The organism is Brevundimonas sp. FV1ye29L (assembly GCF_058681095.1).
In genome coordinates this window covers 975,881-996,740 of record NZ_CM178730.1, presented here as the reverse complement: position 1 = coordinate 996,740, position 20,860 = coordinate 975,881, and the positions used below count along the sequence as shown (strand labels likewise).

Genomic DNA, 20,860 nt, shown 5'->3' with positions numbered 1-20,860 from the left:
CTTTGTTGGGCTTGGCGTTCTGCGTGACAACCTCAGGCGCGCTTAATCTTCGCTTACGTCCTGCGTTCGCTTGCGTCAGTGTCACCCGATGACCAACGAGCTCGAGGCCCCTTTGCTGACACTGTCTGACCTGCGGCGCAGGCTCCCCTTGCAAGACCGGTCGGTGCTTCAGCAACAGAGGATCGCGGAAGGCGCCGTGCTGGCGATCGCCCGACACGGAATGTCTGCGCTAACCCATCGTCGGGTCGCGGACGCTGGTAACGTCTCCCTAGCGGCCACGACCTATCACTACGCAACCAAAACCGACATTATCGCACACGCTGCCTCCACGCTGCTCGACAGGTATGTTGTCGGGTTCCGGCGCTTCGTCCAGCGTGAGGCCGACGTATCCTCCGCTATTACGCTCCGCGAGTTCGCCATTACCCTGGTCGCCAATGCGGCCGGGCGCCATGGCGTCGATTCCCTGGCATGGTGCGAAATCATGGTCGAGGCCGCCCGCCGGCCTAGCCTTCAGCCCCCGTCGGAGGCGTGGTTCCTCACTCTTAGGGAGGTCTGGTCTGACATCGCACGTCTGCTGAACGTCCAGGATGCCGATGCGGCTGTCATCTCCGCGATCGACAGCGTCATCGGAGCCTTATTCGTATTGTCGCCGCTCGCGCTCCCTGAAGCCGAACTCCGCGCCCTGCTCTCGCAGGGCGTGGTTGATCAGCCAACGACGGGGGCCGTGGAAAGCGAAGCGCCAAGTCGACCCCGGCAAAGCACCCGCAAGTCGGAGGAAACCCGCGAGCGCGTGCTTGAGGCGGCGACGGCGCTCCTCATAGACAGGGGTGCCGAGGCGCTGTCGTTCCGCGCGGTGGCTGAACGGGCCGGCCTGACCCTCGCTGCGCCTACCTATTATTTCCCGTCGATTGCGCTCCTGGCGAACGCTGCCCGGCTGCGCATATTTGAACAGTCCAAGCGCCGTTACCGTTCCGTTATGGGTGAGGTGGACTATGCGACACTGGACATCGACCGGCTTATCGATCTGACTGCGGCCGTGTTTCTGCGGGAGGCGACCGAGTTCCGTAAGCTCAGTCTGGCTACGTATGGCGTGTATATTCACGCCCGCCGGGATCCCACCCTGCGCCCGGCGTTATGGGCGATCAACGGTGCGTTGCAACGACGCTGGGATCAGGTGTTGAGACGGCTTAACCCAAACTCTTGTCCAGCTGACGCCTGGATGATGCACGCGTTGTTCACGGGAAAACTGCTCCGACTCCTTTCGACGGGCTCGAACACGGCGGCTCTCGCCGCAGTCCGCAGCGAATTCGCCTACGACCTTCGCGCCCTGGCCGAGGGTCGACACTGGTTCCGCGCGAATTAACTGGTACGTTCTTTCGAAAAACTTGACGCCTATAGGCCGCTCCCCTACGGAAAGCGGCGGCGTCAAAGCCGCCACGCTTGGCAGGCCTAGCTCAGGTCTGTGCGTCTGGAGGTCCGAATGCGTATTGATCTGGCAGGCCGGGTGGCCATCATCACTGGTGCCGGCGGAGGGCTGGGGCGCGAGCACGCGCTCCTTTTGGCCAGCCGTGGGGCCCGCGTGGTGGTCAATGACCTCGGTGGAGCGACCGATGGGACAGGCGGTTCCCCCTCTGCAGCGCAGGCGGTAGCCGAAGAAATCAAGGCGCGCGGAGGCGAGGCGATCGCAAATGGCGCATCGGTCACCGACAACGAGCAGGTCGAGGCTATGGTCCGGCAAGCGGTAGCCCGTTGGGGGCAGGTCGACATACTCGTCAACAATGCCGGCATCCTTCGCGACCGGACATTTGCAAAATGCGATCTGGATGACTTCCGCGCTGTCGTCGACGTTCATCTTATGGGAGCCGTCCATTGCACCAAGGCAGTATGGAACCACATGCGTGATCGCGGGTATGGCCGCATTGTGATGACCACCTCGTCATCCGGCTTGTTCGGGAACTTCGGCCAGTCAAGCTACGGGGCGGCCAAGATGGCTCTCGTGGGTCTTATGCAGACGCTCGGCCTGGAAGGTGAGAAGCACAATATCCGCGTCAACTGTCTGGCGCCGTCCGCAGCCACCCGGATGCTGGATGGACTGATGCCACCCGAGGCCCTGCAGGCGCTGACCCCGGACCGGGTCAGCCCCGCAGTTCTCGCGCTGGTTTCCGAGGCGGCTCCCAACCGACGCATCGTTTGCGCTGGTGCGGGAAGTTTTGAGCAGGCCAACATCACCCTGACTGCGGGCGTCCATCTGGGAGCCGGCGAGGACGTCGCCGAACGCCTCCTGGCCGGATATTCGGAGGTCGAAGACAGGGCGGGGGAACGAGTGCCGCCTAGCGGGTGGACGCAGGCCGAGGTCGAACTCGTGAAAGGCGGTTATGAGACTCAGATCACAAAGTAATGCGACCGCCGATAAAACGGTATAAAATTTCAAAAATTGGGCCTAGCGCCCGCTGCTTGGGAGGTCTGGTTGTCCGCTATTGTCGATCGCAGGAACCTCGATTTCACATTATTCGAACTTTTGGATCTGAACCGGATCCTGGCGGATAAAAGGTTCTCCCACTGCGACCGCGCCGTCGTGGACCAAATCCTCGACGGCGCCCAGCGGTTGGCGGAAGACCTATACCTTCCCCTGGCGGCCCGCCTCGACGCGACGCCGCCCTCGCTGAACGATGGCGAGGTACGGATTTTGCCTGAGGTTTCCCAAACTCTGGTAGCCTACGCCGACGCCGGCTACTGCGGGCAGACGTTCGAAATCGAGGATGGCGGCTTGCAACTGCCCTATGCCATCGGGATGTCCGTCAACGGCATGTTTGCGGCTGCGAATATCTCGGTCGCGAACTACTGGATGTTGACTGGGGCTGCCGCCCACCTCCTCATAACGTTCGGCACGCAAGAGCAGAAGGCGCGCTTCGCCCGGCCAATGATCGAAGGACGCTGGACGGGCACCATGTGCCTTTCCGAGCCCCAGGCCGGGTCATCGCTCGCCGACATAACGACCCGTGCCGTTCCCCACCAGGATGGAACCTTCCGGTTAAGCGGAACAAAGATGTGGATTTCGGGTGCCGGCCATCGGATGACCGACAACATCGTCAACCTCGTACTGGCGCGACTCCCGGACGCACCGCCTGGGGTGAAAGGCATATCCCTGTTCATCGTGCCCCAGCGCCTTGTCGATGTGGACGGCGAACCGGGAGCGGACAATCACGTCACGCTTGTCGGCTTGAACCACAAAATGGGCCAGCGTGGCACTACAAACTGCCTCCTGAACTTCGGCGAGACCGGACCGACGGTCGGCTACCTCGTGGGCAATCCCCACGAGGGTTTGCGCTATATGTTCCATATGATGAACGAGGCGCGCATCAACGTCGGCCACGGCGCGACGATGCTGGGTTTGGCCGGCTATCTCTACTCCCGGGACTACGCCCGTGACCGGTTGCAGGGCCGTGCGCTGAACCACAAGGATCCCTCCACGCCCCAAATCCCGCTGGTCGAACATCCCGACGTCCGCCGGATGCTCCTGGCCCAGAAGGCGATCGTTGAAGGCGCTCTGGCGCTTAGCACTTTCTGCGCACGGCTCGTCGACGAGGCTGGGCTGGCGACAGGTGAAGAGGCTGAGGACCTCAATCTCCTTCTTGAGGTTTTAACGCCGATCGCAAAGTCCTGGCCCTCGGAACATGGGCTTCGCGCCAACGATCTGGCGATTCAAATCCTGGGCGGGGCGGGATATACTCTCGATCATCCGGTCGAGCGGCTCTACCGCGATAACCGGCTTAACCCGATCCACGAAGGCGCTTACGCTATCCAGGGGCTGGATCTTCTGGGGCGGAAGGTTCGCCTCGCCGGAGGCCGGGGTTTGCTTTTGCTGTCTCGTCGAATCCAGGACACGATCGATAAGGCCTCACAGATTCCTTTGCTCGTGGACCATGCAACAGCCCTGGGCGGTGCCGTCGACCGCATGAACGAAGCTGCTTGCGTCGCGGTTTCGGAGCTGGATCAGGCCCGAAGCCTGGCCAACGCTACCCTTTTTCTCGATTCGGCCGGCGAAGTGGTGGTCTGCTGGCTCTGGCTCTGGCAGGCGCTCGTGGCCTCAGCAGCGCTTGCGGCGGGCCCGTCGCCGGCCGACGCGGCGTTCTACCGGACCAAGATGGCGGCTTGTCGCTATGCCTTTCTCTACCGGCTCCCTTCGGCCCTGGCGGCGTTCGTGATCGTCGAAAGTCTGGACGACACGTTTCTCGCTTTGTCGCCCGAAGACCTTCTCGTCTGATCGCTTGATCCAAGCGGAGGACTACCGTTAGATCAGCAGGTCTGTCCTATGCTGGCCAGCGGAAGATGGCGCCCGACCCGGGCTGGCCTGTCCCTTCAGGAACAATGGATGACGAGCGGTAAAATCCAAGGGGGTCCTTCAACCGCGGACCTGATCGACGCCACGTCAGAGGCTATACGCGCGCTCGGCGCGGCGGCGTTCATCGATCGTTTGCTCGACATCGTCAGCCTGATGGGCGCCAGTCAGGTGACCGCCTTCGCCTATGAAGGGGTAGCGGTAAGATGTCTGCTCAGCCGCAACTTTCTGTCTGAGGACCGAGGAGGGACTCTCGCGGCGGCCTATTTGGAGGGGGGATACCGGAATGATCCGTTGTGGGCGCAGGCCGCCGCGCTGCCGGAGGGCACCTGCGTCGTTCGATCTCTCGAGCAGCTGTCGGCATCGATGTCTCGGGACTACCTGGCGCAGTTTTTTGGCGCGCCTGGATTCCGCACCAAAGCGGCCGTCCTTGTAGCGCAGGGTCCGTTCAGGATGGCGCTCAACCTCTATTTCCACGCCGACACCGCAGAACAGCGACCGTCAGGCCAGGACGCTGATAGCCTCTATCGTTTGATTGGCCGGACCATGGCGGTTCATTTCGTGGGGCTCGCGCCGCAGGCCTTTCCCTTGCCTCTGTCGGTTCTTTCCGAACGAGAGAGACAGGTCTGCATCGGAATGCTGGCGGGAAAGAAAGCCGAGATCATCGCGGCCGAGATCGGCGTAGGCCCGAGCTCGGTCGTCACCTATCGTCAGCGTGCCTATCAGAAGCTCGGCATCTCATCGCGAGGCCAACTCTTCTCCCTCTGCCGAGCTTGGACGTCGCGATCCGACGCCGCTTAACGCGCAACTCGGGCGCTTCGTCAGGTCGGGTTTCGCGCGTAGCCCAAGTTCTCGGTTGTCTGGCCGTCCAGGAAGATCATGATCTCACGGTCAACAATTGCCGCGCTCTCATTGGGCATCATGTGACCCTCGGCTTGGAAAAGCACCGCCTTCGAACCGCGAAGTTTGCTGGCCATATCAAGTTGGCGATCCGGGGTGATGACGCTGTCGCGTCCACCGATCAGAAGCAGCGATCGAGCGGCGATTGTGTGTAGACGGTCGTCAATAGAGGTTATCCTGTTTTGTGCGCCTAGAGCGCGGTAGAGGGCCTCATCAACGAGGCCCACCGCGTCAAGAGTGGCGTCCAGCGTATCCGTTGCGTGAACGAACATCCCGCCGAACGCCTCCCTGAGCATATCCTTGTCGCGACCGTGAGCGATGAGGAACGCCAAAGCCTCTACGGGGTCCCGCCTAGGATCTGCCGGACCAGGCGCGACAAGACAAAGGGCCGAGAAAACGTCCGGATGGCGGATCGCGGCCAGCAGGCCCGTGAAGGCGCCCAGCGAATGACCGACGAAGACCGGCTGGTCTAGGCCCATCATGCGGACAAATGCCGCGACATCGTCCGCCACGGCGTTCAGGGTCCAATCCTGCAAAGCATTTGCCGAGGCTCCATGCCCCCGCAAGTCCACCGCATAGACGGTATGACGCTGGCTAAGGCGGTCTAGCAGAACCTCATAGGGGCCTGAGGTCGAGCGCATGAAGGCGCCGTGGACAAAGATTAGAGGAGGGCTGCCCGCGCCGTCGTTACGAACCTCGTAACCGAGGCGGGCACCGGGGAGGGTCGCGTATTCAACAGTGTTCGCCATGAAAGTCTTTTTGATGAAGCGGGGTGTCGCCGGGTTTTGGGAGAGGCTTGTGCGGTGATCCGCCGCCGTCGGCGCGATCGCGTCGTAGTCTCGGTCCTGCGAGCCGTCACGACTGGAGGGGGAGAAGCAGGCGGGAGGGATGGTCCGCCCCCGCGTACAGGCGATGGCGGCCGCGGTTCACTGTGTCGTCGTGTCCGAAACGGGGATGTTCCATGATGTCGCGCCCGCTGATCGACAAGCGTAGGGTCTCGCCAGCCTCGAACAGCGTGGCCGAGGGCAGGATCTCGATATCGACCGGAATAATTTCGCCCGGCGAAACGGTCTCTACCCGGTCATGGCTGAGATAGGGCCGCGCGAGGCTTGATCGGTGTGGATCGAGGTGGCGTTGGGACGCGCGCAACCAACCCAAGGCGACCGGGCCTTCACGGAAGCCGTCCTTGCCGCAGAAAAAGACCTCGCGGCTCTGCGCGTCGAGCTTTCGAACGGAGACAAACAGATCAAGGTCGTCGGCCTCTTCAGGTGAAACCCAGAGCCGCAGCGCCATCGGCCCTGTGACCTCCGTGCGCGTGTCGAACCGGATGTCGAAATCCTGGGTCTCTTTGACCGTCGCCTCATAGGACCGGGACTGCGGCTCGCTCGGGACCGCATGCGCCAGTTGGCCGCTATCGAGATTAAGGTAGACCGGCTGGAAGGTCGTTCCCTCAGGGGGCCAGGACGTCTCGCTGCGGACCTCGTAGCGCTGGGCGTCGCGGCGGACTTCCAGCCTGACGCGCGGTCGCTTGTCGAAGCCGTTGTCCTCACCCTTCAGGAAGTGGTCGAGAAAGCTCTTCTGCCATTCCAGCGCTTCGGCGCTGTAGTAGACCTCCCACTTGTTCCGCCCGTGGGTGAAGAGCCACTTCTGTGTTGAGGAAATCCTCAGAAAGCCCTCGACTGATCCGCGAGAATGCAGGCCGTGGTCGGACCACGAGGCGCAGACAAGCGTCGGGGTGTCGATGGCTTCAAGGGGAAAGGGGTGCGCCATGGCCTGTTCGAGCATCGCCGGACCGCGCTCGGCGATTTTGGGTCCCGCGCCCCGAACCAACGATCCTTCCAGCCAAGCCTGCAAGAAGCGGGTTTCGGGTATGCCGCCGTGCTGTAGCGCGTCGCGGCGCTGATCGGTGACCCCTTCCCAGGGTATGATCGCTTTTAGATATTCGGACCTGACCTGCGACGCACACATCCACTGGGTGATCGCGAGATAGGACACGCCATTAAGGCCGACGGCTGCATTGCTCCAGGGCTGGACGCCGGCCCAGTCAATGAGGTGGCCATAATCCTCGGCGTCTCCCGGCGCATAAAGCGAGGGCTCGCCTTCGGACATGTAGAAGCCCCGGGCGTCAGCCACCACGACGACGTAGCCGCGTGGCACCCAGAAGCCGGGGTCGGCGCCTTCCCAGGTTGTGGCGTCGGAGATGTGCAAGGTGCCGACGGCCATGCCTGCCTGCTTGATCTTGGGCAGGGTGGAATACTCATCAGGACCGAAATCCTTGCCGTAGGCCGTGACGCATAGGATTACCGGGTAGCGGCCTTCGGCTTCAGGGCGATAAACTGTGGCCCGCAGATGAACGCCGTCAGGCATGCGGACCTGCACGTCTCGATCGATGATAATGCCGTCGGGCAAGGGATAGGTCACCGCGCCTTGGTCCGGATTGTCCGTGTCGGCTCTCGAGGATAAAGTCTGCTGCATTCTCGACTCCCGTGGCGTTCGACCCGGTCCTCGCGGGTGGCCAGGCAACTTAGGCCGCTGGCTCCCGCGGCTCTGTCCTCATCTATCAGGGACAGACGGATCTCCGCGCCGATCCCGCGATGTCCCCAAGCGCCCCAGCCTACTGGTTCCGAAGGGCGATCTGGGGCAGAGGCGGCAGTTGCATCTGTTTGGATATGCGGTCCGCTGCGGCCTTTACCAGATGGGCGATCGAGGTCGGATCGGCAGTTCGATACCGCTGGGCGCCAACAACGAGAACCAGGCTCGCACAGGCGCCGCCCGGTTCTGCTGCGATCGGAGCGGCGATCCCTATATTCTCCGCATCGAGTTCGCCTTCCGAGATCGCCAGACCTGCGCGCTTGATCGCCTTCAGCGCCGCTCTTGCGTCTTCCCAGCTGTCGCCGAGGGCGGTGCCGGTTTCAAGCCCGCTGTAGGCGCGGAAGAATGCACGTTGCCGCGCGAGCGGTAGGGCGGCCAGAATCGCCTTGGACCCCGCACCCCGGAATCGCGGCATCATGCGTCCGCGACTGTAGCTCACCGTTGTCGGATCGGTCCCCCGCTCGTGGTGGATTGTGAGAATCCGATCTCCGACCAGGCTTGTCAGCAGAACGTCGCAGCCGCTCTGGGTGCAGATGTCGCGCATGGTCGACGTTGCCGCCTGGAGAAGAGGATCGCTCTGCCTGACGATGTAGTCGAGTTCAATCGCACGCGCGCCCAGACGGTAGACGGCCGCAGACCGGATCAAAAAGCCTGTCTCGCACAGGTCCCTGAGGTACCGATACCCTTGGGGTCGGCTGCACTTCAGGACAGCGACGACCTCATCGGCCGAATAGGTCGGACGTTCCACACTGAACAGGTCCAGGATGGAAATGACCTTCTGGACGCTCGACAGACCTGGGCGTTTCGTCTCAGCCACGCCTGTCCGGTCCCTTCCCTTACCAGACCAGAGCCCGGAGACGCCGATCTTACGCAACGCCCGCGAATTTAAGCAATCACCACTAGGCTCAAGAAGGTGGTCCTCTTATCGGGTCTTCAGGAACTGATGGTTGCCCGGCAGGACTTGCACGGGCTGCCGCACCCCGAGCCGCGCGGCGCGTAACCGCATTTCCCGGGCTTCCAGTCTTTTATCCGGTGGCAACCAGGTGCGGTCGTGTCCCCAAAGGCTGGGACCATGCTCAAGCTCGAACGGGGACCAGGCTTGAACGTCGATGTCTCTGCCGCCCCAGCCGTATTCCACCATGAACCCAGACGGGGTATAGGCGTAGAAGGAGGTCATGAAATCGTTCGTGTGACGTCCCAGGGTCGCGCCGATCCGGCCTTCCTCGCCTTGAGCGAGATCATACGCCTGGCCGACGTCGTCGAGATTGAACAACTCCATCATCAGGTGATGCACGCCGTTCTGGCCGGTCTCGATCAACGCCAGACTGTGATGGCGGGTGTTGAGATGGAAGAAATAAGCCTTGAACGGGCGCAACGCGTAGTCGCTCAGGTGGAAGCCCAAAATGTCGACGTAGAACGGCATCACCTCGTCGATGCGCTCGACGGTCAGGACAATGTGACCCATACCCAATGGACCGGTCCGAAAGCCGGAGATGCTGCGACCCGGGCGAAAAGCGTCGGTAAGGCACGTCGGGCCGTGAAAGACCTCCAACCGGTTACCAGCCGGATCATGAAAACTAATGAGTTCGCGGACCTGGCGCTCCTGGGCTAGGGCCACAGGGCCATAAGCGACCTCGATCCCCGCCATCTGGAGCCTCGCCGCGACCGCCTGCATCGCGGCTGCATCCTCAACTTCCCACCCAAAGAACTCCGCGCCGTCGGTATCCCCGGCCTTGACAACGATCCTTTGAGACCGGTCATCCATCCGGAAGGCGAGGGTATCGCGACTTCGGTCGATGAGTTCCAGGCCCAGGAAGCCCGGACCAAAGGCGCGCCAGTCGTCGAGCGTCCGCGCTCGAACACCCACATAGCCGAGACTTTTAAGGTGCATACTCACGCCTGACGCGCTTTGACTGCTGGTGCAGCGACACGTTGCTCGATGGCACCGAAGATCGTCTCTCCCGCCGCATCGAGCATCTCGATCCGCACCACGTCCCCGTAGTCGAGAAACGGCGTGGTAATTTCCCCGGTTTCGATCTTTTCGATCATTCGCCGCTCCTGCAAGCAGGAGGATCCTACCGAATGATCGCGGTTCGAGACCGTGCCGGACCCTACGATCGTTCCGGCGCTGAGCGCTCTCGTCTTAGCAGCGTGAGCGATAAGCGTCGCGAAATCGAAGTCGAGGTCCACGGCGGCGTTTGGACGGCCAAGCAGCGTCCCGTTGACGTGGCTGATGAGGGGCAAGGCCACGCGGCGACCGTCCCAAGCAGACCCGAGTTCGTCGGGCGTCACGACGACGGGCGCGAAGGCCGTCGACGGCTTGGACTGGAAAAAGCCGAAGCCCTTGGCCAGTTCAGCAGGCATGATCAGGCGTAGGCTGACATCATTGAGGATCGTAATGAGCTTAATATGCTTGATCGCCTCGTCCGCCGATGTTCCGGCGGGCACATCGTCGGTAAAGACTGCGATCTCCGCTTCGAGATCGACGCCCCAGGTCGTGTCAGCCACGACGATGTCGTCCCGGGGGCCCTGCATGGTGTCGCTGCCGCCCTGATACATGAGCGGGTCGTGATAAAGGCTCTCGGGCATCTCCGCTCCCCGCGCCTTTCGGACGAGTTCCGCGTGAGACAAATAAGCAGAGCCATCGCACCACTGATATGCGCGAGGCAGCGGTGCGGCCAACATTGCGGCATCGAGCGCTATGGCCCCCTCGATCGTCCCGGCCGTCAGCGATGCATAGACCGCCTTCAGACGATCTTCGACGTCGGACCAGCGATCCAGGGCGGCCTGCAAGGTGGGCGCGATCTCTGGAACACGGACGGCCTTTGACAGGTCGCGGCTGACAACGATCAAGACGCCGTCCCGGCTGTCGGATTTAAGGCTGGCAAGTTTCATGACGTCCCTTGAACTGGTGCACTGGCGCGACGCGGGGAACCGAAGCAGCCGCCCTAGATGAGAATTACGCCTCGCCGTGGTGAGATAATTAGCAAAACCTAGGCGGTTATGACAGCCAATAACGTCGCATAATCTCGGATAATGATAATTAAGTTGATTTACTGGCGGCGAGCGGGTCTAGCACGGCGGCGTCACGGGGCGATCAACGCCCGCGCCGCGTGGGAGGCACATCGATGTCAGCAGCCGTCACACCGGAACAAGCGCCACAGGCCGCCTGGCCCGAAAGCGCGTGGCCGCGACTTTCGCTGGACGAGGTTAAGGCGCGTCTCTGTGGGCCAGGCGGCCGGTTTGAGATGGAATCCGTGGAGATCAGCGGACAGCGCCTGCGGACGTGGAAGTCGCAGCATGGCACACTCAGGGATCTCGCCGACGCCGCGCGAGATCGCTTCGGCCCCCGCGAATTCCTTGTCAGCGGCGACGAACGCGTAAGCTACGATGCGTGGTATCGCGCCGCAGCTCGGCTCTCCAACCACATGGTGGCCGCCGGCGTCCAGAAAGGCGACCGCGTTGGCATCGCCATGCGCAATCTACCCGAATGGCCCGTCGCCTTCTTTGCGGCGGTCTGCGCCGGCGCCGTCGCCGTGCCGCTCAACGCCTGGTGGACCGGGCCTGAACTGAGACGAAGCCTGGAGCATTCGGGGGCCCGGATGCTGATCTGCGATCAGGAGCGTTGGCGCCGTCTCCAGCCCGAATGCGCCCGTCTACCGGCTCTGCAAAACATCATCGTAGCGCGTGGGAACCCTGATGTCGGCGTTCTGGGCCTTGAGACCGTCCTCGGTCGTCCCGAAGGCTATGGCGATCTGTCTTGCGAAGCGTTTCCGGAGGTCAAGCTTGAGCCCGGGGACGACGCCACCATCCTGTATACGAGCGGAACGACAGCTGCGCCGAAAGGCGCGCTGGCCAGCCACCGCAGCAACCTCGTTCAAATCCTCGGCAGCGCCTACGCAGCCGAGTCGGCCGCTCTCCGGGCCGGCCAGACCTCGGCCTCCCCGTTGGCCCAGGCCAGGCTGCTCACAGCGGTGCCTCTCTTTCACGTGACCGGTCTCAATGCCTGTTTGCTGCCCCTCATGGATGCGGGCGGCGCCCTGATCATGATGCACCGGTGGGACGCCGGAGTAGCGCTTGAACTGATCGAACAGGAGGCCGTCACCGCCCTCGGCGGCGTCCCAAAGGTCGCCTGGGATCTGGTTGAACATCCCGATCGTACGAGGCGCGATCTCAGTTCGCTTCAGAGCCTGTTCTACGGCGGCGCCGCGTCTGCGCCGCAACTGGCCGGGCAGGTCGAGATGCTGTTGGGCGCACAGCCCGGCCAGGGCTGGGGGATGACCGAAGTGTGCGCGGCGGGGACGCGGCACGCGGGAGAGGACTATCTGCGCCGTCCCGACAGTTGCGGCCCGACCTTCCCGGTCAGCGACCTTAAAGTCACAGATCCGACGGGCGACACGATCGCCGAGCCGGGTTTCGTGGGCGAACTTTGGATACGAGGGCCGCAGGTCATCAAGGGTTACTGGAACGATCACGAATCGACCTGCAGGGCCATCCGCAACGGCTGGCTCAGGACGGGCGATCTGGCGCGTCTCGACGCGGACGGGTTCTGCACCCTCGTCGGCCGCCTCAAGGACATCATCATTCGGGGGGGGGAAAACATCCACCCTGTTGAGATCGAGACCGCCCTGTCCCAGCACCCGGCGGTGGCTGATGTCGCTGCGGTGGGCGTTTTTCATCGGACCCTCGGAGAGGAGCCGGCCGCAGCGGTGCGACTGAAGCCTGGCGAAACCGCGACAGGCATGGAATTGCAAGCCTGGGTCGCGGCCAGGATCGCGGCTTACAAGGTTCCGGTCGCCATCGTCATCGTCGACGAGGACCTGCCGCGAAACGCGGGCGGCAAAATCCTTAAAGGTGAAGTCACGGCGATGGTCGACGCCTGCCGCGCCGGCGCAGTCGATATCTAACACGACGCGTCCTGTCTAAAATCTAAATCAAAGATGGGGAGAACAACCAGCGGCAGGAGGACCAAACGGGTCACCCGCCGTTTGTTATTTGCGGGAGCCAGGCGACCGCCAGCCCGGAGTTATCGCTGACGTCAGGTCAGGCTTCGTCCTACGGTCGACGACCGCAGGTCCAATGATCGCCTAGGTTCGGGGCGGCGATCATTTGCTGCCGCACGGCCAAACGTCAGCCATCTGAATGCCTTGGAGATGGCGTCGGGAGCCTGTCCACATTTATTGAGGACAGACGGTCCGCACCCGTTCCGACCATCACGGGAGGCGCCTTTTCCGCCGCGCACGTGCGTCGGACGAGGCTGTCACGTGAAGCGCGAGACCGCGCCCCCATTGGATCAGTTCACCGGCATGACCCCGTCTTCGGAACTCTACGACGTCGCCATCATCGGCTTCGGGCCCAGCGGCGCCACCCTGGCTAACCTGTTGGGCATGCAGGGCCTCAGGGTCCTGGTTCTTGATCGGGAAGGGGGGCCCTGTCAGTTTCCCCGTGCGGTTCATTTCGACGATGAAGTCATGCGCGTGTTCCAGACCATTGGACTGGCGGATGAGATCCTGGCGGGGACGCGGATCAATCCCGGCATGCGTTTCGTGGACCCGGCAGGCAAGCTGATCCTCGACTGGTCGCGGCCGCAAGATATCGGCCGACATCAGTGGAACGCCAGCTATCGCTTCCACCAGCCCGCGCTTGAGCAGGCGCTCAACGCCGGAGTGCTGCGCTTTCCCAACGTCGATCTGCGCCGACGTTGCGACGCGTTCGCCCTTGAGGAAACAGGCGATGCGGTCGAGGTGCGCTACGAATACATGGCGTCCGGCAGCATCAATGTCGCGCATGCGCGACACGTCGTCGGCTGCGACGGCGCCCGGTCGCTGGTCCGTCGTTTCATCGGCTCCGACATGGAGGATCTGGGTTTCCACGAGCGCTGGCTGGTGGTCGACGTCGTTCTGAAACGGCCACGACCCGACCTAGGCGATCACTCGATTCAGTATTGCGACCCTGAACGTTCGGCGACCTATGCCCGCCAGCCCGGCGATCGGCGGCGCTGGGAGCTACGGCTGACCGCCGACGTCGCGGATAGCGCCGCCACACAGCCGCAGACTGTCTGGCCCCTCCTGTCGCGTTGGATCACACCAGACGACGCCGACATTGAGCGAATGGCGACCTACACCTTCCACTCCCTTATCGCCAATCGATGGCGTCTCGGCAGACTTTGGATCGCCGGGGACGCAGCTCACCAAACGCCGCCCTTCATGGGCCAAGGCATGTGCGCGGGCATCCGGGACGTGGCCAACCTAGCCTGGAAACTCGAAGTTGCGTTGCGTGGGGAGGGGGGCGATGCGCTGCTTGACAGTTACCAATCCGAACGCGCGCCCAACGTCAGGGCTTATATCTCCGCAGCCGTCCGGCTCGGCGGCCTCATCAACGCCACGGACCCGCAGACTGCCCTTCAAATGGCGCAGCCGGGGGGCGGCGGCGACGCCCGAATGGAAAGCCTGATCGCCGACCTCGGCCCGGGGCTGGGTTCCGGTCCGCAACGAGGCCGGCTCTTCGGACAACCCCGACTTCGGGACGGTCGCCTGATCGACGATGTGGTCGGCTATGCCCCCGTTATCCTCGCGGACGCGGCCTTGGCGAAGGCGTTGCCATCGACCGTCGGCGTCGCCGTGATCACAAGTGACGACGCGCCCACCCTGGCTGCGGACCTTAAAGCGATGGGTGTGGCCGCCGCGCTCCTTCGGCCTGACCGCTACGTCCTCGCGACGGCGACGGGTCCGGCTGACGCCCATCGACTGACGACCGCGGCGGCCGCTTGATCGCGCGGGCGTACGTGGGATCAGCCTTCTGGCAAGACCCTCCCGCCGCTAGACTAACGATCCACGCGATCGATGGCCGAGAGCGGTGTGGCGTCCAGAGCGGCGGCGATCTCAGCATCGAGGGGAACCTCGAAGGTCCGCAAGATGTACGCCAATGTTGAATACATACCGACAGCGGCGATCAGGTCGAGAAGGCCGTCCTCGCCGACGGCCTGTATGATCTCCGTTCTGAGGCGCGGGGTAAGGCCGTTGTCGTCGATAAGCGCGTCGACACACCTTAGCAGTAGGTCATCCCGCGCGCCCAGCGCGCAGCCTGCCGACAGCCTTGCGCTGCCGATACGACCATCATCAAGACCTGCCTGCCGGCCCCTGACGACGTGGTGGCTCCACTCATAAGCCGATCCGCGACGGTGTCCGGTTCGCAGGATCACCATCTCCAGCATTTGCGGTTGCAGGCTGCTGCGCAGCACGACGTGATCCCGCAACGCCCGCCAAGCCTCGAGCAGCGGGGGGTGACGCGCCATGGTGCGGTAGATGTTCAACGTGGCCCAGATCTGCTCCGGCAAACCCTCCGTCGTCATTTCTTGGCGAGCGGGAGGCTTCGCCTGACTGGAGGCTTGAGGGTCTAAGGGCATCAGGACACTCCCAAATAGGCATCTAGGCGGGCGGGACAGGCGTGATCGTAGTCGACCGAATGAGCCCGCCTGTCCCCAATTAGAGCGGACAGACAGCGACGTCCGAGCGTCACACCGTAGGGATCGAGGAAATGGGATGGGCGCGCAACGAACGCACCTGCCAAACAGGATGCCGCCTTCCATGCGTATGTATCTCTCCGCGACCTGAGTCGTCCGCGTGTTGGCTAAGACGCCAGTCCGCGGGCGATAGTGGGCCTGTCGCTCCCAGGGCGCGTCTGGAATTAACGCTCCTTTCGGTCACGCTTTCTGGAGGGCTGATCGTCGGGACCCAACCGTCGCGCATGGGTCTCGGCGTCCGGCATATCAGGAACGGTCAGCGAAGCGTGGGGCGACGCGGCAGAACACTGAAGACCGAGCTCAAAAGAGGAAATAAAAAAGGAATGACGATGGTTGAATCTGAAAGCCCGAAAAACTTCGACAGCCTTAGACGGATGCTAGACGATCTAGCGGGATCGGGTCGTTTGCCAGGGGCCAGCGTGCTCGTTCTTCAGGACGGCGAGGAGATCTGCTTCCACGCCACCGGACGACGCGATCTGGAGTCGGACAGCCCGCTTCAGAGGGATACCTTGTTCAGGCTGTTTTCGATGACAAAGCCCATCGCGGCTGCGGCAGTCATGGCCCTGGTCGATGATGGCGTCATCTCCCTTGAAGACCCCATCCGGGCTTATCTGCCCGAACTCGCCGATGTGGTCGTGCACGCGGGAGACAACTCGCCCGTTCCTTTGACGGGACCGATCCGGATCGAGCATCTGCTGACCCACACCGCTGGATTCAGCTACTGGTTCTATCCCGAGCACCCTGTTTCCAAGCTCTACGCTGACGATCCCGGGATCGGCCTTCACGAACAATGGCGTTTTGATCCGGCGCTCGGCGGGCTGAAGGGATTGGCCCGCTCCATGGCCCGTCTGCCGCTTGTCGGCCAGCCGGGCGAGAGATGGCACTACAGCATGTCATTCGAAGTCGCGGGTATGGTCATTGAACGGGCAAGCCGCGAACCGCTTGACGTGTTTATGCGGCGGAGGCTGTTTGCCCCGCTTTCCATGTCGGATACTGGATTTACCGTGTCCCGCGATCAGGGTGAACGACTGTCCAGCCTTTACAGCCACGGGCCCGATGGCCAGCTGGTGCTGCTGGAGTCCGCTAGTGATAGCCGTCTGCTCGGTCCGGTGCCGGGACTGTCGGGAGGAGGCGGCCTTGTCTCGACGATCGATGACTATGCGCGGTTCGCAGAAATGCTCCGCCGGGGCAAAAAAGGCGTCGCAGGATCCGTGCTCTCCCAAGCTTCAGTCTCTGCCATGATGGAGAGCAGGCTGGCGCCGGCCCAGCTCGACGAACTCCCCGCGCTTGCCGCCTTCGGCCTGGGCGGGACGGGGGACGGTCTGGGTTTCGGGCTCGGCGGCGCGGTCGTCGTTGAGCCGCCTGCTCATGTTCCTGCCTTTGCGGGGGAGTACAGCTGGGGCGGCGGGGCGAGCACCACGTTTTGGGTCGATCCGGTCAACGCGCTGACGGTGGTTTTTATGACGCAACTCATGCCGCCGAGCGCTGATATGCTTCGGGACAAGCTGCACGTCGAAATCTACGCCGCCCTGGGCTTAAGCCCCCGCTCGCCCATCGGTTAGTCTCGTGCAACCCAGTGATCGCGGATTGAGGGCTGGATCAACGCCGTGTCGTGGCCTCTAGGCTTCCTGAACCAGGTTGGCGATCTTGCCGGTCAGGGTCTCGACGGTGATGCGGCGTCGGATCTCCTGCAACGGGCACGGGCATCCGTTGTGCAGCCGTGGAGGGAGGTCCGCCAACCACCCCCGACGCTCATTTGGCAGTTCCGCTATCCGGCACGGTACCTTTGACCGGCTTCGACCCTCATCGGCCATTAGTTTCCACCGCCTGTCGAGCGCGGGTCGTGGGTCCCAGAGTTTTGGACATCTCGTCCGGTATCACGCTGACTACAGGACCAGCGGGACAGAGCCGCAGTTTTCGGCAGCGGTTAGAGGTATCGCTGCCCGGGATTTTGCGAGGCACGCAGACCTCGTTCCCTACGATAGCGTATCTTCCATGGTCTACGAGAGCCGCGCCTGCGATGAAGTAGTGGCCGTCTCGGAACCGCTCGGGATCTCCAAGGAAACCCTCAGGGGGACCTTCAACGAACCTGCGGGTCTCTTCCAGCGTCGCGTCCCGGCAGGATGCAGCCGACCACTCCCGTCTCTCGCAGCCTGTGACGCCTACACTGACCAACGCGCTTACTATCAAGGCCCGTGACGGCAAATCAACGAGTCCGCTTTACCCCCCATAGCAGACTCTACGAGAGTCCGCTTTTCGGCGGGAAGTCGCTGCGCCTGGCGGGCTGTTCTTTGAAGTTTGCCTACAAGGCTCTCTGGGTACGACCCCTGGGTGCCTCTGGTCCTCTTGTCCTGGCTCGTAAGGGTTAGACACGCCGAGCTAAGTGTTTGATTGGGCTACAGGCCAATTGGCCAGTTAGACATGGCTAAGTGTCTGATAACAGGGGCGAACCACTGGCCCTCCTCGCCTACCAGCGGCGGCGCTGCTGTTCCCGGGTCCGGCGCGCCGGACGGGCGGTCCAGCGGTCATCGCCCAGCAAGGCGCGGTCCGCCACATAGCGGCCCTCGCGATCGTACCAGCCATAGCCCGACCGGAACCCGTTCCAGCCGTCCAGCACATAGGCGTCGTCGGCGAACGACTGACCCAGGGCGCCGTCCTCCTCGGCCCACCAGCCATAGGGATAGGCCGTGTACTGGCAGACATAGCCGCGGCTGCCGTCTGTCTCGAACACCGGGACATAACGATCCCGGAACTGCGGGCGGAAGTTGGGACGGCACAGGTCGGCCCGGCTCCAGACCCGGTTGTCGCGCGCCTCCAGACTGGCGCGGTCCTCATCCCAGAAGACCTGGCTGACGCCGGCGAAGACATTGCCGACGACCACCGCACGGCCGGCCACGACCGCCACCCCGACCTCACGCGCCCGAACCCGGGAGTCCTGCAGGTCCAGTTCGCCGTTGTACAGAACCAGCCCCTTGTCGGACCGGCAGATACGGGCGTTGCGGACGGCCACCGCCACCCCCTCGACCGCGATCCCTTCAGAGAACCCGCAGATCCGGCCGCCGATGATCTCGGCCCGGGCCGAGTCCTGACGCGCCCGCACCGACACCCCGATCGCGCGCGGACCGAAGCTGTTGGGTGATCCCACCCCCGTCAGCGTGGTGCTGTGGATGACCGACGCGGCGCGCGCGCCCTGCTCCAGCTCGATCCCGGCCACGGCGCCTGTGACGATGAGATTGCGGGTCAGCAGGGTCGCGTTTTCAGCCACCACGGCCGGTCCGCCGGTCCGCGCCTCGATCACCGCGTCCGAAACGTCCAGCGTCCCGTCCCGCAGGTCGATGGCGGGCTCCATCCCCTCATGCCTCAGGGCGGCGCGACGCAGGATGATGTCGCCGCCCTGGCTGGCCAGACACGGAGCGGACCCGGCCCGGGGAGACTCCAGCGTCAGGTCCTGGATCGTCACCTGCACGCCGGGCTCCACGGTGATACAGGGCCGGCCGTCCGGCGCCTGGAGCACAGCGGCCGGGACCCGCGCGCCGGTGCGGGGGTCGAAGCCTCCCTCGCCCTGGATCGTCACCGGCCGGTCGATGTTCAGCCAGCCGACGCAAACGCCCCCGCGACCGCGCAGGGTCAGCACCCCGCCGGGTCGCAGACGTCGCACCGCGTACTCCAGATCTCGGCCGTCGGGTCCGCTGCAATCCACCAGGATCTCGTCCCGTTCGCCGCCCGGGCGACGCCCCCGGTCCGGCCTGTGGTCGGCATAGGCATAGGGCCGCGACCGCCGATGGGCCCGACGGGTCGGCGGCTCGAGCAGCAGGCCGAAATTCGGCCGGGTCCGGCTTTCCAGCCGCGCGGCCGTCTGGGCCTCGGCCGGTGCGGAGATCGCCAGGTCGGCGACGACGACCGTCAGGGCAAGGGCGGCAAGGCTGAGGGTGCGCAGGGCTGTCATGACGCTCTCCGGTCGGCACGGGACACCTGGGCGAGGACGGCGCGCAGGCGTTGGGCGGACGGGCCGAAGCCCGCCAGGGCGGAATCGAGCCGGAAGGCGACGGCCTGGGCCTTGTTCTGGTCGGCCACCCCGGCCACGCCGAGGGCGAAGAAGGTGGACATGGCGAACTTGGCCTCCGCATTGCCCTGCCGGTCGGCGGTGGAATACCAGTGGAAGGCGCGGGCGTAGTCGGCCGGCACCCCGATGCCCTCGGAATACATGACCGCCAGCACCAGCTGGGCCTCCGACGATCCGTTGGCCGCCGCCAGCTGGACAGCGCGAACCTTTTCCAGCGGCGACAGGTCGCCGTCCATCGGGCGGCCCAGCATGGCTTCCAGGGTCTGGACGTCACGTCCGGGCAGCTGATCGGGCGCCGTCGCGGGGGCGGCCGTAACCCCGAGGAAATGCAACGCCCGGCCGATATGGACGAAGGGCAGTTCGTCCAGCCGGCCCAGGGCCAGATCCGAGGCGTCGCCGCGCACGTCGGACTCGTCCGAGAACGGCACGCCCGAGGCGGGGGCGTCATTCGGATAGAATTCGAACGGCGGGGTCCAGCGGCGCGCCTTGGCCTCGACCAGGGCCCCTTGCCGCGCCCGCGACGGCGATGACCGCTCGAAATCCTTGAGCAGGACATAGGCGCCGACGTCGCCGGTCTGGGTCGCCAGATAGTTGAACAGATAGGCGTCGACGTCATTGCGCTGGAACAGGCTGACCGAGGCCGGGCGCGCGGCGGCCCACTGGGCGTCCTTGCCGACGCCGGACTTGCTGCCGGCCGCCGCCCGCCCCTCGGCATTGTCCTGGGGTTCGCCGAAGGGGCCGTACAGGCCGTCGTGCAGCCGGGCCAGGGTGCGGAAACCCTCGGCGCCCTGGGTCGAGAGCACATAGATGATGCGGTCGCGCACCGCCTCCTGCTCCTCGCGCGTCATACGCGACAACAGGGTTTCCAGCCGGTCATAGGCGACCGACCGTTCCCAGGCCCGGCAATCGTCATAGCGCGACAATGATCGCAACCGCCCGAACATGCCGCGCTTTTCAACGCGGTTGATCGGAGCGTAGCCCTGGTCATTGGCCAGGGCCATGCCGGTCCAGGTCGCGCTTTCGATCACGTCCTCGACATTCTTGTCGGTGGCGCGGGCGCCCGAATAGCGCGAACCCAGCTCCAGCTGGGCGAAGAAGTCGCCGCGGAACCCGGCGCGACGCAGGGCGCGCAGCCCCTGCTCCTGAACATTGAACTCCCGGTCGGCGATGGCCTCGGGCCGGGGGCAGGCGTTGGCGGTTTCACCGCGACGCCACGGCGCTCCCGACGGACCGCAGGCCGACAGGCCCGCCGCCGTGACGGCCGCCGCCAGCAGCCATGCCCCACGCCGCATCCGCGCGCCTCCCGGCTGCTGAGTCATCCGATTCCCCACCGACGCGGATCCTTGATCCGCGTTAACCATTCCCCATTCCGGGGCGCGGGTCCATAGACCTGCGTTCGATGTTCGACGTTCCGTGGAGGAAAAAATCCCTCCCTTCGCCCCGC

The 20,860-nt window shown here is 64.0% G+C and carries 15 protein-coding genes; 7 read left to right on the top strand and 8 right to left on the bottom strand.

The window, feature by feature from the left end:
- Positions 1-88: 88 nt before the first annotated feature.
- The 4 genes from ACW17W_RS04910 (at position 89) to ACW17W_RS04895 (ending at position 5,140) form a co-directional block, all read left to right on the top strand.
- On the top strand, positions 89-1,363 hold the full coding sequence (locus tag ACW17W_RS04910) for a TetR/AcrR family transcriptional regulator (protein ID WP_492079623.1): 1,275 nt from the start codon (positions 89-91) through the stop codon (positions 1,361-1,363).
- Between the two features lie 117 nt (positions 1,364-1,480).
- The gene (locus tag ACW17W_RS04905) at positions 1,481-2,398 is read left to right on the top strand and encodes an SDR family NAD(P)-dependent oxidoreductase (protein ID WP_492079622.1); all 918 of its coding nucleotides are present in this window, start codon (positions 1,481-1,483) and stop codon (positions 2,396-2,398) included.
- Between the two features lie 69 nt (positions 2,399-2,467).
- Entirely contained in the window at positions 2,468-4,264 is a 1,797-nt protein-coding gene (locus ACW17W_RS04900; RefSeq protein ID WP_492079620.1) for an acyl-CoA dehydrogenase family protein, read from the top strand.
- A gap of 108 nt (positions 4,265-4,372) precedes the next feature.
- Complete coding sequence (locus ACW17W_RS04895) at positions 4,373-5,140, top strand: helix-turn-helix transcriptional regulator (protein ID WP_492079619.1); 768 nt, start codon at positions 4,373-4,375, stop codon at positions 5,138-5,140.
- A 20-nt stretch (positions 5,141-5,160) separates the two neighbouring features.
- On the opposite strand, the gene ACW17W_RS04890 is transcribed toward ACW17W_RS04895, so the two are convergent.
- The 5 genes from ACW17W_RS04890 to ACW17W_RS04870 form a co-directional block, all read right to left on the bottom strand.
- Positions 5,161-5,988: an alpha/beta fold hydrolase gene (locus ACW17W_RS04890; RefSeq protein WP_492079618.1), complete on the bottom strand. Its 828-nt coding sequence runs from the start codon at positions 5,986-5,988 to the stop codon at positions 5,161-5,163.
- Positions 5,989-6,094: 106 nt separating this feature from the next.
- Positions 6,095-7,714 (bottom strand): CocE/NonD family hydrolase, encoded by a 1,620-nt coding sequence (locus ACW17W_RS04885; RefSeq protein ID WP_492079617.1) that lies wholly within the window; start codon positions 7,712-7,714, stop codon positions 6,095-6,097.
- A 139-nt stretch (positions 7,715-7,853) separates the two neighbouring features.
- On the bottom strand, positions 7,854-8,648 hold the full coding sequence (locus tag ACW17W_RS04880) for an IclR family transcriptional regulator (RefSeq protein WP_492079616.1): 795 nt from the start codon (positions 8,646-8,648) through the stop codon (positions 7,854-7,856).
- 105 nt (positions 8,649-8,753) lie between these two features.
- On the bottom strand, positions 8,754-9,722 hold the full coding sequence (locus tag ACW17W_RS04875) for a VOC family protein (protein ID WP_492080260.1): 969 nt from the start codon (positions 9,720-9,722) through the stop codon (positions 8,754-8,756).
- A 2-nt stretch (positions 9,723-9,724) separates the two neighbouring features.
- Positions 9,725-10,726 (bottom strand): fumarylacetoacetate hydrolase family protein, encoded by a 1,002-nt coding sequence (locus tag ACW17W_RS04870; protein WP_492079615.1) that lies wholly within the window; start codon positions 10,724-10,726, stop codon positions 9,725-9,727.
- A 233-nt stretch (positions 10,727-10,959) separates the two neighbouring features.
- Here ACW17W_RS04870 and ACW17W_RS04865 point away from each other — a divergent pair, with 233 nt between their 5' ends.
- Both ACW17W_RS04865 and mhpA read left to right on the top strand, forming a co-directional pair.
- Entirely contained in the window at positions 10,960-12,738 is a 1,779-nt protein-coding gene (locus tag ACW17W_RS04865) for a class I adenylate-forming enzyme family protein (protein WP_492079614.1), read from the top strand.
- A gap of 357 nt (positions 12,739-13,095) precedes the next feature.
- A complete protein-coding gene (mhpA, locus tag ACW17W_RS04860; protein ID WP_492079613.1) occupies positions 13,096-14,601 on the top strand; it encodes a bifunctional 3-(3-hydroxy-phenyl)propionate/3-hydroxycinnamic acid hydroxylase MhpA in 1,506 nt (501 codons plus the stop codon).
- A gap of 53 nt (positions 14,602-14,654) precedes the next feature.
- Here mhpA and ACW17W_RS04855 read toward each other — a convergent pair whose 3' ends face one another.
- Positions 14,655-15,236 (bottom strand): carboxymuconolactone decarboxylase family protein, encoded by a 582-nt coding sequence (locus ACW17W_RS04855; protein ID WP_492079612.1) that lies wholly within the window; start codon positions 15,234-15,236, stop codon positions 14,655-14,657.
- A 440-nt stretch (positions 15,237-15,676) separates the two neighbouring features.
- Here ACW17W_RS04855 and ACW17W_RS04850 point away from each other — a divergent pair, with 440 nt between their 5' ends.
- Positions 15,677-16,915 carry a serine hydrolase domain-containing protein gene (locus ACW17W_RS04850; protein ID WP_492079611.1) on the top strand — a complete coding sequence of 413 codons (1,239 nt, stop codon included), beginning with the start codon at positions 15,677-15,679 and terminating at the stop codon, positions 16,913-16,915.
- Positions 16,916-17,820: 905 nt separating this feature from the next.
- Here ACW17W_RS04850 and ACW17W_RS04845 read toward each other — a convergent pair.
- Positions 17,821-19,299, bottom strand: coding sequence for a right-handed parallel beta-helix repeat-containing protein (locus tag ACW17W_RS04845; protein ID WP_492079610.1), 1,479 nt, complete (start codon positions 19,297-19,299; stop codon positions 17,821-17,823).
- Positions 19,296-20,735, bottom strand: a complete 1,440-nt coding sequence (locus ACW17W_RS04840) for a tetratricopeptide repeat protein (RefSeq protein WP_492079609.1) — start codon at positions 20,733-20,735, stop codon at positions 19,296-19,298. Before ACW17W_RS04840 ends, ACW17W_RS04845 begins: the two co-directional genes overlap by 4 nt.
- Positions 20,736-20,860 lie beyond the last annotated feature (125 nt).